This window comes from Rhodococcus sp. SGAir0479 (assembly GCF_005484805.1).
Lineage (GTDB): Bacteria > Actinomycetota > Actinomycetes > Mycobacteriales > Mycobacteriaceae > Prescottella.
Map to the genome: position 1 here is coordinate 3,419,662 of NZ_CP039432.1, position 13,973 is coordinate 3,433,634.

At 59.8% G+C, this 13,973-nt stretch carries 12 protein-coding genes and 1 pseudogene; 2 read left to right on the forward strand and 11 right to left on the reverse strand.

Annotation, left to right across the window (positions count from 1 at the left end; translation table 11 throughout):
- Positions 1-57: 57 nt before the first annotated feature.
- Positions 58-1,965 carry a DUF4012 domain-containing protein gene (locus E7742_RS15880; protein WP_137799817.1) on the forward strand — a complete coding sequence of 636 codons (1,908 nt, stop codon included), beginning with the start codon at positions 58-60 and terminating at the stop codon, positions 1,963-1,965.
- Positions 1,966-2,074: 109 nt separating this feature from the next.
- On the opposite strand, the gene rfbA is transcribed toward E7742_RS15880, so the two are convergent.
- The 4 genes from rfbA to E7742_RS15900 form a co-directional block, all read right to left on the reverse strand.
- Complete coding sequence (rfbA, locus tag E7742_RS15885; RefSeq protein ID WP_137799818.1) at positions 2,075-2,953, reverse strand: glucose-1-phosphate thymidylyltransferase RfbA; 879 nt, start codon at positions 2,951-2,953, stop codon at positions 2,075-2,077.
- 33 nt (positions 2,954-2,986) lie between these two features.
- Complete coding sequence (locus E7742_RS15890; protein ID WP_137801250.1) at positions 2,987-3,610, reverse strand: dTDP-4-dehydrorhamnose 3,5-epimerase family protein; 624 nt, start codon at positions 3,608-3,610, stop codon at positions 2,987-2,989.
- A gap of 2 nt (positions 3,611-3,612) precedes the next feature.
- Complete coding sequence (gene rfbB, locus E7742_RS15895) at positions 3,613-4,608, reverse strand: dTDP-glucose 4,6-dehydratase (RefSeq protein ID WP_137799819.1); 996 nt, start codon at positions 4,606-4,608, stop codon at positions 3,613-3,615.
- A 79-nt stretch (positions 4,609-4,687) separates the two neighbouring features.
- Positions 4,688-5,596: a glycosyltransferase gene (locus tag E7742_RS15900; RefSeq protein ID WP_137799820.1), complete on the reverse strand. Its 909-nt coding sequence runs from the start codon at positions 5,594-5,596 to the stop codon at positions 4,688-4,690.
- A 930-nt stretch (positions 5,597-6,526) separates the two neighbouring features.
- Between E7742_RS15900 and E7742_RS15905 the strand changes: the two genes are divergently transcribed.
- On the forward strand, positions 6,527-6,799 hold the full coding sequence (locus E7742_RS15905) for a hypothetical protein (RefSeq protein ID WP_137799821.1): 273 nt from the start codon (positions 6,527-6,529) through the stop codon (positions 6,797-6,799).
- Between the two features lie 109 nt (positions 6,800-6,908).
- On the opposite strand, the gene E7742_RS23645 is transcribed toward E7742_RS15905, so the two are convergent.
- The 7 genes and pseudogenes from E7742_RS23645 to E7742_RS15935 form a co-directional block, all read right to left on the reverse strand.
- Positions 6,909-7,418, reverse strand: coding sequence for a CatB-related O-acetyltransferase (locus E7742_RS23645; RefSeq protein ID WP_302660012.1), 510 nt, complete (start codon positions 7,416-7,418; stop codon positions 6,909-6,911).
- Between the two features lie 107 nt (positions 7,419-7,525).
- Positions 7,526-8,707 (reverse strand): hypothetical protein, encoded by a 1,182-nt coding sequence (locus tag E7742_RS15915; RefSeq protein WP_137799823.1) that lies wholly within the window; start codon positions 8,705-8,707, stop codon positions 7,526-7,528.
- 171 nt (positions 8,708-8,878) lie between these two features.
- On the reverse strand, positions 8,879-9,928 hold the full coding sequence (locus tag E7742_RS15920; protein ID WP_137799824.1) for a polysaccharide pyruvyl transferase family protein: 1,050 nt from the start codon (positions 9,926-9,928) through the stop codon (positions 8,879-8,881).
- Positions 9,925-10,821, reverse strand: coding sequence for a glycosyltransferase family 4 protein (locus tag E7742_RS15925; protein ID WP_368076969.1), 897 nt, complete (start codon positions 10,819-10,821; stop codon positions 9,925-9,927). Before E7742_RS15925 ends, E7742_RS15920 begins: the two co-directional genes overlap by 4 nt.
- A gap of 131 nt (positions 10,822-10,952) precedes the next feature.
- Positions 10,953-11,510, reverse strand: a complete 558-nt coding sequence (locus tag E7742_RS23265) for a glycosyltransferase (protein WP_175420506.1) — start codon at positions 11,508-11,510, stop codon at positions 10,953-10,955.
- A 63-nt stretch (positions 11,511-11,573) separates the two neighbouring features.
- A pseudogene (locus tag E7742_RS23775) lies at positions 11,574-12,191 on the reverse strand (glycosyltransferase); the annotation flags it as partial.
- The gene (locus E7742_RS15935; RefSeq protein ID WP_137801252.1) at positions 12,074-13,540 is read right to left on the reverse strand and encodes a sugar transferase; all 1,467 of its coding nucleotides are present in this window, start codon (positions 13,538-13,540) and stop codon (positions 12,074-12,076) included. The pseudogene E7742_RS23775 and the gene E7742_RS15935, both read right to left, overlap by 118 nt.
- Between the last annotated feature and the right edge of the window lie 433 nt (positions 13,541-13,973).

Sequence of the window (13,973 nt, forward strand, 5' to 3'; positions counted from 1 at the left end):
CGGGCTCTCACAACTTACTGCGCACGGGCAGAACTCACCACTTGGGCGTTCGCCCAAATGAGATTCCGGTTACGGTGTAGAACCCACCACGACAAAAGGGGGATTCGCCTCGTGGCCCATCTCGATTCCGACGGCTCCGCTACCACCGAGGACGCCGGAACCACGCGTGTTCGCACCCGGCGCCGGCGCACCGTCCAGCCTGCCGTCACCCGAAAGAAGCGTCGCCGCATCGTGATCGGCGTGTCGTGCGCTGTGGTGGCGGTCGCCGCGTGGGGCGGCTACATGGCCTACGAGGCGATGCAGGTGAAGGCGAATCTCGAGCGGGCGCGGGACTTCGCGATGACCACGAAAGATTCGCTACTGGCCGGTAACTCGGATCAGGCGACGCTGTCGGCGAGTGATGCGGCGAAGTATGCGGAGCGGGCGCAGAACTCGACGGAGTCGATCAGTTGGCGAGTGGCCGCCGCGGTGCCGGGGCTGGGCGGGCCTTTCGACACCACCCGCCAGATCACCGATGTGGTGCGCGGACTCACCGACGACGTGCTGGGCCCGGCCGTGCAGGCGGGCTCGGTGGTCTCGCCGGATCGCCTCATCCGCGACGGTGGCCGGATCGACCTGGAACCGCTGCGGCAGGCCTCCCCTGCGCTGGCCGAGTCCGCCGGTGCGGCAGCCGCGCTCGCGGACCGCGCCGGCGGCGTCGACAGCACCTTCCTCGGTGTCATCGACGACGCCCGCACTCAGCTACAGGAGCAGACCGCGGACCTGTCCCGGTTGCTAGGCAACGTGTCCACCGCGTCGCAGATCGTGCCGCCGATGATGGGCGCCGACGGCCCGCGCAGCTACTTCGTCGGATTCCAGACCAACGCGGAGGCCCGCGGCACCGGCGGCCTGCTGGGCGGCTTCGGTGAGTTTCGCGCCGTGGACGGCACCGTCCGCGTGGACGACCTGGCCAGCAACCGGGAGCTGCCGGTCAAGGACAAGAAGCCAATCGACCTGGGTCCGGATTTCGAGAAGACGTACGGAATCAGCCGCCCGACCACTGATTTCCGCAACAGCAACGTCAGCTCGCACTTCCCGTACGCGGCGCAGATCTGGCGCTCGCTGTGGGCACAGGAATCGGGTGAGCAGGTGGACGGCGTCATCGCCACCGACCCGGTTGCGCTCAGCTACATCCTGGCGGTAGTGGGGCCGGTGACGATGCCCGACGGCGAAAAGATCACCGCCGACAACGTGGTGGAACTGACCGAGTCCACCGCCTACGCGCGGTTCGCGAACGACGACAAGGCCCGAAAGGCGTACCTGCAGGCCATCGCCGGCAAGGTGATCGAACGAATGACCGGCAAGATCTCCAACCCGAAGGCATTGCTGGAGGCGCTGGGCCGGGCGGCCAGCGAGCGGCGCATTGCGGTGTGGAGCGCCAATCCCGCGGAGCAGCAGGTGATCGAGGGGACGGTGCTGGGCCACACCGTGCCGGACGATCCCGCTCCCTACGCCGGCGTAGTGGTGAACAATCTGGGCGGCAACAAGCTGGACTACTACCTGCAGCGCGAGATCGACTACACCGCCGAAAGCTGTGCGGGCGACACCCGTAGGTCCACGGTGACCGTCCGCCTGACCAACGCACTGCCGGCGGGCGACTATACGAAATACGTTGCGGGCATGTTCGACAACCCGATGGGCGCACCCATGGGAACGAACCTCACGAACCTGTCGCTGGTGGCCACCCAGGGCGCCAAGCTGGACAAGGTGACCGTCGACGGCAAGCCGGCCTTCGCCTTCACCGGCGCGGAGCGCGGGCACCCGGTGTTCGACATCCAGACCCAGATACGACGGGAACAAACCATCGAGGTGAAGTACGAGCTGACTGAACCCACCGTCGCAGGTGAGCCGCGAATGCCGGTGCAGGCGCTAGTCGATTCCGCGAACGTCCGCGTCGAGGTGCCAGCGTGCGGGCCAGCTGACTGACGAACAGATTAGCTCCTGAACACTGAGAGCCCGGTGGGTACCTATATCGCCGGAACCCACCGGGTCACATCTGAGGCGATGTCGAATTCAACTGACTACGGGGAGCCTCCTACGGCACATCGCGTCCGCGGTCGAGAAGTCCAAAAAGGTATCGGCCATACCCGGACTTCATGAGCTGCTCTGCGCGAGTCTGCAGCGCATCGTCGGTGATGAATCCCTTCCGCCACGCAACTTCCTCGGGCGCCCCAATCTTGAGTCCCTGCCGCTCCTCGATGGTACGTACATAGTTTGACGCGTCGAGAAGCGAATCGAACGTGCCCGTATCGAGCCAGGCGGTACCACGAGGCAGTACCTCGACGTTGAGTCTCCCTTGATCGAGGTAGGCACGATTCACATCGGTGATCTCGTACTCCCCTCGATCGGATGGCCGCAGCGTGCGGGCGATCTCGATGACGTCGTTGTCGTAGAAATACAACCCGGGGACGGCGTAATTCGACTTCGGCGTGGCGGGCTTCTCCTCGAGCGAAAGGGCGCGGCCACGGTCGTCGAACTCCACCACTCCGTACGCCGAGGGGTCCGCCACCCAGTAGGCGAAGACGGAGCCGCCATCGAGATGATCGAACCGGCCGAGTTGGTGGCCGAGTCCAGGGCCGTAGAAGATGTTGTCTCCGAGCACCAGTGCGGCAGAGTCCGAGCCCACGTGGTCAGCCCCGAGCACAAACGCCTGCGCGAGGCCATTCGGCTCCGCCTGAACCGTGTACGTCAGGTTGATCCCGAACTGGGACCCGTCACCGAGCAGACGCTGGAATTGGTCGGCGTCGTGCGGCGTAGTGATCAGGAGGATGTCCCGGACACCCGCCAGCATCAGGGTGCTCAGCGGGTAGTAGATCATCGGCTTGTCGTAGACCGGAGTCAGCTGCTTACTGGTCCCCAGCGTGATGGGGTGCAGCCGAGTGCCTGATCCGCCGGCGAGGATGATGCCTTTCACGACTGGTTCGCTTTCATTACGGGCCGATTCCGGTCAGGCGCGGTTGCCGAGTCCATCGAGATACTCCTTGACATCGTCGTAGGTAGGCAGCAGGCGGCTTGCGCCGGCCTCGGCGAGAGTGGGGGCGTCGCGATCCTTCTCCGAAAGCACGAACTCGAGCGGCCCTCCGCTGCGTGACACATTCGGCCACTCGATCCCGATGGCGGGGTCCAGTGGGTTGATCCCGTGCTCACGCTCAGGCGCGTACCCGGTGGAGCAGAGATACATGACAGTCGAGTGGTCCTCCAAGGAAAGGAACGCGTGGCCGAGACCCTCGGACAGGTAGATGGCCCTTCGGTCCACGTCGTCCAGTAACACGCTGTCCCATTCACCGAACGTAGGAGATCCGACTCGGACATCGACCACGACGTCGAGAACTGCACCGGACGGACATGTCACGTACTTTGCTTGTCCGGGTGGAACATCAGCGAAATGAATGCCACGCAGCACACCGGCGGCCGAGACCGAGCAGTTCGCCTGCCGTAGGTCCAGCGGATGCCCCACGGCGTCGGTGAAAGTCGGTTCTTTGAACCACTCCAGGAAGACCCCGCGCTCGTCGCCGAACTGCTTCGGGGTGATTTCCCAAGCACCGGCGACCTTGAGCTCACGAAACTCCACAGTCACGCCCCCTGTGTTTCATAGCGCATTTCGACAGCATCCTTGTTTTTCTCCCACCAGGCGCGATTGTCTCGATACCAGTCGATCGTCGCCTGGAGGCCCTCTCGAAAGTCGTTGTAGCGCGGTGACCAGCCGAGCTCATCGCGGAGCGTGGACGCATCGATGGCGTACCGGAGATCGTGTCCTGCACGATCCTTGACGTGGTCGAAATCGTCGGGATCATGACCCATCAGCTCGAGGATGGTGCGGACCACGGTCAGATTGTCGAGTTCACCGTCGGCGCCGATGAGGTAGGTCCGCCCAGTCTGCCCCTCCTCGAGAATCTTCCACACGGCAGCGTTGTGGTCATCCACGTGGATCCAGTCCCGCACGTTCAGCCCAGCACCGTAGAGCTTGGGTCGAACACCCGTCAGGACATTGGTGATCTGACGGGGAATGAACTTTTCAACATGCTGGTACGGCCCGTAGTTGTTCGAGCAGTTGGAAAGCGTGGCGCGGATTCCGTAGGAACGGACCCACGCGCGGACAAGCATGTCGGACGCGGCCTTCGTAGAGGAGTACGGGCTCGACGGGTTGTAAGCAGTGTGCTCGGTAAACTTGGTGGGATCATCAAGTTCCAAGTCTCCATATACCTCGTCCGTAGAGACGTGATGATAGCGAACACCATGCTCACGAATCGCCTGCAGCAAAGTGTACGTACCAATAATGTTCGTCCGCACAAATGGCCAGGGGTCTATGAGCGAGTTGTCGTTGTGCGACTCGGCGGCGAAGTGGACCACCGCGTCACAGCCGGAAACTAACGAATCAACGAGGGCGCTGTCGGCGATATCACCCTCAACAAACTCGATCTTGTCATCAATGCCCCGCAGCGAATCCCGCGACCCCGCGTAGGTTAAGGCGTCGAGCACAGTAACACGGGAGTCTGGTCGCTCTCGCACCGCTGCACGCACAAAGTTCGACCCGATAAAACCCGCACCACCGGTCACCAAAATTCGCAATTTCGTTCCATTTCTCTGTGAATCGCCTCTCCACGCCCACGTTTACCGCGCGGATGGTCCCAAATTCAGTCCCTGGGGTTCAGGGCTCAAAGCGCGGCCGGTCCGCGGCGAAACCCCACCTACGAATCTCCCGTAACCGAGCCAGCCGGGCCGTCGCCGAACTAGACGAACGCCCACCGACCAGTAGTCCTAGAAGCGTCACCATGGCTAGCTCAAAACGCTGAAAGAGACTGGTTACGCGCCCGCAGTAGTATGCCCCCAGCCTGATAGCAGCGTCTGCGCGCGCGCGTTCAACAAGTTCGCCGTACCGCGCTTGCGAGGCCGCTCCTACATGGGACACGACCACGGGGGGCGCCGCCAACAGTTCGAGGCCCGCCTTCTTCGCTCTCAGCGACAGATCAGCATCCTCTCCATATAGGAAAAAGCGGGGGTCAAATGGGCCCAAGCCGAGCAGAACCGACCTATCGGCGAACAGTGCACCCCCGCACACCTTATCGACGGGTACAAGATCCTCGTTGGCGTACTGGCGCAACCTTTCTGCGACCCTCCGGCGCCTGATCATGCGCGAAGTGGAAAACCTCCAATCCATAAACGCATCAACCTGGACGTCTGCACCCTTCTCAAGCCAGCCACTGAAGATTGCGTTCGGATGCCCGCCGATAAGTCGCAACATATGAGAGAAACCATCCGGTTCGATCGCGGCATCCGGATTCAAAATCAGAACCGCGTCTGCCTCCGACATTTCGACACCCAAGTTTGCAGCCGATCCGAACCCGAGGTTCTGTTCAACTCTCCTTATCAAGCACCCCTCAGCAACCTCCGAATCACCAACGCGTTCATCACTGCCATTATCCACTAAGACAATTCGACCACGGATGCCGGAATCCGCGTAACTCTTGCGCACACTGTCCAAGCACGCACGCAGCAACGTCACATCCGAATTGAAGCAAACCACAACGACATCGATGGACTTGCCAGGAATTCGCATTACACTCCACTCTTCCGATCGTTGACCGCACGCGCCGTGGGCGACAATTCGTTGAGAACTCGCGGCCCGGGCGCAACTGATTTCGAAACACTAGACAACACGCGCGGTTCGGAGTCGATTCTCTTCGCGGCCGCCATCAGACCCACTCCAAACCCGAAGACTACCAACGCTGAGCGAATATACAGTGAGTCATACGACAAACCAGACACCAACGACAGAATCACAATTAGCGCCCCCGAAACAGCCGCCCCGCTCGAAGGATGCCTTAAACGTCCAATTGCGAAAATCGTCACGGATAGAAGCGCGAGTACCCCCAAGAGACCGAAGTCCCACAAGAAGCTAAGAAAAATATTGTCTACCGTCGAAAATCCCGACAGCCCGAGTCCTGAACTCAGGGTCTGAAGAAGGTTTCGCGCTCCTGAACCAAATACAACGCACGACCCATTGCACGCATCAGCCCACACTCTGAATACCTCCGACGCGTATTCTCGGTTGTCTACCGAGGCCGAGCCTGCGAGCGTTCGGAAGTCTGCGACGCGCCAACCAGAAACGATACGAAGCAGGTACGGTAAGCAAAGCAGAAGTGCCATACCTCCAATGGGCGCAGCGATCGCCACTGTGGTCGAAACTCTTGCGTGCTTTCGCGTAAACCTCAAGAATACGAGTAGAACAATTCCCGCAACAGCGAGAAGTAGCGCTGACCGCGTTCCCGTTGCGGCGAGCGCAGCCAGGGCGGAAACTACTGCTATCCATTTGAGCATTACCACTCGCCGACCGGCTCCCTGGTACGCGAGAGCGCCGAAACATAGCACCACGGCAATCATCGCAGCGGGGACCGGCTGCCCCGCGAGACCGCGTGCTCGGAATTCACCGCCGCCTAAGAACTCTTGAAAGGGAAGCCCGAAGAAGTAACTTACAACATGTCGACGGTTGACCCACTCATATACAAGCAGCAATGCGTTTACGGCGCCGGCGCCAACCATCGCCTCCAGCGGCCTTCTGATGGAAAAGCTAGCCGCCAAGCCAATGACGAAAGGACCGAGTATCGTAACAAATCCGATCGGGTTGTATGCGACGAACTGGTTGAAAAATATCAACAGCGCCACCACAAGGAGCGATGCATTGGCGGCGCGCGACCGGCGTTTAACGACAGTAAAAAGTGAAGCGATCGCCCCGATAACCAACGTTACGGTGCTGACTTGACGCCAAAATGGGGTCAGGTTTACAAAATCGACGGGTATAACCAACGCAGAAACGGCGCACACTATCACGACGGCGTCAAACAAGGACCGCGTCCCGGAGCGAGCACTCTTCATCGAGCCGACCGCAGACGTGCGTGCTCTTCGAGAATATCAATAGCTTCTGCAGGCGGGAGATCCGACAGCGGTCCCGCCAGCTCCATAATCTCCGAGTCAGGCCAATCCCACCATGCGACCGCGAGAAAGCGATCAATCAAGTCTACTTCCATTCTCATCCGTACAGGTTTCGCAGGACTGCCCGCGACGACTGTATACGGCGCCACGCTGCGAGAAACGACGCTGCCGGCGGCCACCACGGATCCATCCCCGATGGTGACACCAGAAAGGATGGTCGCACCGTAGCCGATCCATACGTCCGACCCGATCTCGATTGTGCCCTTGGACCACGGGTAGCCGTCCGAGCCAGCACCATCCAACCCCAATTTCTGACGAAGAGGAAAAGTGGTAGCACGATCGAGGCGATGGTTCCCGCCAAGTATAACGGTCACGTTTCCACCAATTGAAGTAAAATTTCCAATCGAGAGGGAGGTGTCATCGTAATCGAACGTCACGAGCTTCGGCACCGCATAGGTGTGTCGCCCCAAATGCGCCCGACCGGAGTCGACGAGCCTGTTAAATTCGGCTTCGCGCGCACGCCTCGGGCTCAGAGCCCCAATAACGCGGGAAAACATCAAACCACCTCTCTGATGAATTTTTTACGCTTCAAAACAAAGTACAGAGAGAACACCGTCATTGCGCCACACCACCCATACACGAAGAAGGTGCCATTGTGCGACGCGATCGCGATGAAGTAGACCGCAATCGTAGATACGCTCAGCGGCACGAGGTATCGCAACTCCAAGTCGGGTCGACCGAGCCCTGTTAGGAGGAATACCGACGGGATGGTGAAAGAGTTGGCCAGATGAGCAAGCGCGACAAGCCCTGTCAGGACGACAATACTCATGGCCGTTTCGATATGCGACTGCATAAACATCGCAAAGGCGATAGCGGGCACAAGCATCGCAAACGCCGCGATCGAAAGCAATTTTTCGGAGCGATCCAGTATCGACAACGCTGCAGAGCGAGTTGAAGAACGGCTACCTTCGGCGATGAGCCCCACCGCGAGCGCTACGAGTGCAACCTTCGGCATAACCAGGATCCGCGTTGCTATGTCGTATTGCGCCAGCAGTGTAGGACTACCGATCAACCCAACTGCCCATCGATCGAGTTGAGTAATCCCGAGCCCTAGAAGCGTTACGGCGCCCTTAGCGCGAAGGAACAAGATCATGAGCCGATTAATTTCACCGGCGCTGAACTTTCCGGTACTTACCCGACTGAGACAGCGGTACTCAGCCAGGAGCCCTAACGCCGCCTGGCAAATTCCGGAGCACAAAATTCCTACGCCCAGCGAGTTGATACCAAGGCCGCTCAAAAGCGAGAGTACCGTCGCTAAAACTTGGACGCCGGCACCTCCAACGAGAATGATCCCGCGTCGCGTAAATCTGCCAGCGCCAAGTGCGCTACCAGCGTAAACAAGCCCAATTCCCCGGAGGGCGCATCCGACGGCGACCATCGCAAACATGAGCACCACTTGCGTCATCGGAATCTGCGCAAGCCCGGCGTGTTGGCTGTAGAGGGGCCAAACGAGGACCGAGACAAGTCCGAGCACGAGAGGAGGCGACATCGAGACCAAAAACAATCGGACAGACACAGCCCGGGTGAGCTCTTCCGTGCTCGCTAGTTTAGTCGCGAGACTTGGCGAGCCGAAATCGAACACAACGAAAATCGTCGCCAGCGTCGCGCCCAACGCCCACACTGCGTACTCGCTGGTGGAAACAAACAGACTTCCGAGTAGCGGGACGAATGAATTCACCGCGCTCGCAGCGATGCCAGGTAGGCCGCCCTTTAGCAGGCGGACTGCTAGACCCCCATTGGGGGCACTCGTCGCGGGAAGACTATGGCTACCCATTTACACATCGCCTCGAATCTTCTGGCCGTCGCTGTTGGGAGGTTTAGTGGCCGGGTGAAGTATGGCCCAGCTTTCCTAACCCGCTCGTGCAGCGGACCGCAGACTTTCAACAATTCGCTGGCGCTCGACCTTCGCATCAGAGCGGGCTGCAAGCACCCGCCGCTCGTAATCGGCTCTGGCGTGGTTATCCGACGAGAGCGCAGATATCTGCTGCATGACCCGCTCGGGCTCAAACTTGTTCACGTTGTGAACGAAGTCGCTCAGGTCGAGGTCCTGAAACGCCCCAAACCCTTTACGCTCATAGGCCAAGTGAATGACATAGTGCCCAGCTTGCATAGCCATCAACGCAGCATGCAGCCGTACGGCAACAACAACCCGCGGCTGAGTAGGGTTCAATAGCTCGTCACGCGGGATAATCTTCCCCGGGCCCAGCCTCGTCATAGCCTCGGTGTCGTCGTTCCCCCCGACAGCACTCTGGATATACCCATCGAATTCGCCCAGGTATTCCGCGAGCTCCGCTACCAAAGGGGGTACAGCTCCGTTTAGGGCACGCACCGAAAGGACGGGTACCGGATCTGGAAGACCTCGCGCGAATTGAGGATGTTCGGGGGCGAGCAGCGCCAGATCCGGGGCTCTTGATATCCCGACACCCTGGAACTCGGAGATGGTACGGTCGTCTCGGCCGTATACCGTATTAATGCGTCCCAGCAGCGCGGCCGCAGCTCTGCGGCTGCCGTATCTTGCTGGCCCAATGCTCTGCGGAAGGTAAACCGTCGGAGCATCGGATAGGCTCGCGGCAATCAACTGGGGGCCGTGAACAATCAGGGTCTTCGCGAGTTCTACAGGTCGGCCGGCACGTAGGTAGCCGCCGCCGACCCCGACAATCAGGTCAAATTCCGCCATCCTACGCAACAGCCGCAGATAGCTCTTTGAGTAGCCTCTGATCCCGGGCGCGGAGTTGTAGATCCGCAGCGGAAGGTCCGCGAATGTCTCCGGACGGGACGCTACTAGCGAGATCTCCGCAGTATCATCGAACGCTTCTCTGAGCATGTCGATGGTGTGCTCAACAAGCAGCCCATCTCCGGCGTTGAGAGAGCTGTATCCATGCAATATCAGAACCTTCACTGCGCCAAAACCTCTCGATACGCTTCGATGTGAGCTTCGACGCTCGTGCTCCAATCGAAACTGCGTGCCCAGTCCTTGCGGATCTGGATCTCGGCCGGTGTCTGCCCTCCGCCCGTAAGGACCCTCACAATCCCTGCCGCGATCGATTCTGGCGTCAATGACTCCAAAATGGTCGACGGTCCGGCTACCTCGGCCAATGCGCCCCGCGTGGACGTCAGGACGCGGGTACCGGTTGCGAGCGCTTCTAGTACGGGAAACCCGAAACCCTCGTAGCGACTAGGAAATACGAAGAGGCTCGCACTCTGCATAAGCGCAGTTCGGTCCTGGTCCGAAACGAACCCCAGATATATCACGTTATCGGCCTGCTCTATTAGCTGCATAGATTCTGCATAGTTCCATGCGGGCTTACCGGCGATTACAAGCGGTATCCCAAGGGCCTTAACCGTCTTCTCGCTCATGGCTCGGACCAACTCTGACACATTCTTGCGGGGCTCGATATTTCCGACGTACAGAATGAATCTTTCTGGGACCCGGGCTTGGACCTCGGCCGACAAGGAAATTGCAGCAGAGAACTTCTCAAAGTCGATACCGTGGGGAATGGTACGGATACGATGAGGATCGATCTCAAATACACTGGCAATATCGTTAGCGCTGGATTTTGAAACCGTGATTACGAGGTCCGTGGACCGAGCGGCGCGCTCCACCCTTTTTCTCCACACCCATTCTTGCCGAGAATTTCGAATCCCACTTGCCCACCTACTAGCCACGCCGTGAATTGTCACGACCGATGGGCCTCGGGTCGCAACAAGCGGACCGGTGTCGGCAACGTAGTGAATCAGCTGGTCGGACGAACCTTCACGAATTGCAGCGCAGGTCTCGTGTGCTGCTGTTATTAGCGGGTTCATCCCGTACGGGATAGTATCTACCGTGTGCCCGCGTTCTACGAGTCCGGCCGCGATATTCCGCGCGTAGGTAGTATTGCCCCCAACGTGCCGCTCCAGGATTCTTCCCGGCATCAAGACTCTCACTCTGACCTGATTTCCTTAGTTTCTTGGTAAAGCGCCGCCAACGCCCTGCGCTGCGCCCCGGATGAATGCACGCTTAGTGATTCAATCGCCTGGCCTGAGACCTGCGTTCGATAGTCCGGTTCTGAGAAGAAGCGCTGAATAGACGAACCTAGCTCGCGCGGGGTAGTCCCTCCCTTGGCGAACCCGAGCCCGTCAAGGTGCGGAATCCCTCGCACCAGGATCGGCACGCCGAGTGCTGCGGCATCTACCAATGTCATCGGCGCGCCCTCCCATTCGGCAGAATGTACGAACAGGTCAGCGCTCGAAATATGGTCATGCGCCTCTCGGCTCGTAACCCATCCGGTGACGTAAACCCCAGCGTCTTCTAGGACCTGCCGCAACTGCGCTTCTCCATCTCCGACCCAGATACAACGAACCGGCGAACCGACATTCTGAAGTGCCTGGGCCAGAAACTGCGGGTCCTTTTGACGGGATATCCTGCCGACGCAGACAAGTGTCGGAATCTGGTTACGACAGCTTTCATCGACAGGCTTCCCACCCACGCGCGGGATCACGGAACTGATGTTCGGTAAGTACCTGACCGACGTGGATCCGCGGCGCCGTGAAAAACGGTGTGCAACCGCAATCTCGTGCGGGCTAACAGCGGCGATGGTTTGCCGGCGTTGCGCTAATAAGTACTCTGCCCCGACAAATATCGACCTTAGGAGATTCGGAAACTCACTGCGGTAAAAAGCAAAGCAATGAGGGGAGTAGACGACCGTGGACCGAATCTTCGGCAGGGCCCTTAGCAAGCCAGCATAGCTGGAATGAAAGTGTACGACCTTCGGATTCTCTCTCCGGATGCGCTTAGCAGCCTGAACGTAAAAGTTGAGCATACTCCCATCGACATGAACCGTTTCAACGTCGGGTTCGTCGCCACTATCGTGTTCAGCCCTTCCCCTTACGAGAAGCTGGTGCCGTAGACCCTCAGAGTGGCGAATGTAGGTATCGATGGCAGACTGAACTCCCCCTCCATAAGCTTCCGATATGTGGAGTACGTCGACCGTGCGATCGGGCGATGACTTCTTCAACTGGTTAGTCAACTCCTCAATTTTCGTGGAGCAGGTAAACAAAGGAGTTAGTATGCGCCGCTGCCCGCCGTAACAGCACGGATTGTCTTTCCGACTATCAAGAGATCTTGGGTCATTGACCAGTTCTCTACGTACGAAAGGTCCAGACGGACGGTCTCGTCCCACGACAAATCGCTGCGGCCGCTCACCTGCCATAGGCCCGTAAGCCCCGGCTTGACGAGAAGCCGACGACGTACCTCACCGTCATACGCCTCGACCTCGCGGCGGAGCGGGGGCCGAGGGCCCACGACGCTCATTTCACGACGCAAAACGTTCAGGAACTGGGGTAGCTCGTCCAAGCTGAACTTTCGGAGAATGCGCCCTACGGGCGTGACCCGCGGGTCGTGTTTCATCTTGAAGAGCACGCCGGCGCCCTCATTGTTCCCGAACAGTGCTTCGACTTGTTTGTCGGCGCCGTCCACCATGGTGCGGAACTTCAGCATCTGGAAGGGCTTGCCATCGAGACCGATCCGCTCAGACTTGTAGAGCACAGGGCCCTTGCTCGTTGCCTTCACTGCGATCGCGATCGCGACCATCACCGGCGAGACGGCTGCCAACGCGATCAGCGAGAAGCAAAGATCGAACGCAGATTTTCCGAAACGCTTGGCACCGTGGTAACGCGGCTTCTCGACGTGAATCAGGGGGAAGCCCGCCACCGGTCGCATCTCGAGACGGGGCCCGGCCACATCAACTACCCCGGGTGCGACCACCAGGTCGACGTCATGCGGTTCGAGTTCCCACACCAGACTCCGAATACCTTCGTGTCCCAGGTGTTCGGTGGCAGTTACAACGACCGTGTCGGCTCCGCACTGCCTTAGCGCATGGACTACCGAGTACTCGTCGCCGAGAACCGGGATCGCTCGACCGTCGACCACCATGTTGTCGTCGTCTCTAAACCCGTGGCCAGGGAGACACACTCCCACAACGCGGTACCCGGACCCGGCATCCCGACTGAAATTCCTTGTCATCGTGAGTACCGACTGCCTGCTGCCCACGACGAGAACCGATGTGCTGCACTTTCCGACAGCTCGCTGGCGACTCACAACCTTTCGCGCGATCCACCGCGACAGCGACAAGCCGAACAATCCGACCGGGAACGCGATCGCCAGGTAGCCACGTGCGATCTCGAGGTGGAACAGCATGCTGACGATCGCAACCAGGCCGAACAACTGCAACGTAGCGACCGCTATGCGGCGGTACTCCTCCGCCCCACCGCCGATTACGCGGGCCGAGCGCGTCCTGTGAATCGTCAGCATCGACAGCCACAACAAGGCCATTGCGACCGAAGCAGCGGTGTAGCTGAGGCCAGAGAAGGCTGCTGTCGTGACCTCCCGGGTCTCAGTTCCGAACCGGGCGATCTGGGCTACCCCAACAGCGAGGCCCACGACCGCCGCGTCAGAGAGCCACAAGCCAGCCATGTAGCGGCGCTGCCACACGCTGCGTGAACTATGTTGCGATTCAGCGAGGCCCATCATTCGAAGCTGCGCCTCAGCCTCGAATCCGTCCCCCGCTCCTGTTTCCAGGGAATGCGTTGCCGTCACTCCTCCACCTCCACCGACCGTGCACAGACTTGCTATGACCCCCGACGGGTCGATCACTATGGAGTTGCCCCCCGAAGGCACCCCCGATACGTCCACCCCGTTCCGACCGTCGCATTGAGCGTTCGGTCGACCGGCCAACGATACTGGACACTTGACCCGAACGGGACCTCAGGGTCTGCTCTTTTGTCCGCCGCTTGCCAGGGTGCACCTCCAGAACAAAAGGCCCGTTCTGTCCGCTGCAGCAATCGTTTTAGCACGGGTAGGCGACACTCTCGACTCGTACAGAAAAGTGGGTGACCACGGGCGAGTGGGTTGCTGAGCATGCCTGCCCCAACATTGGACGAACGTCCAGGTTTCACGAGGTTCT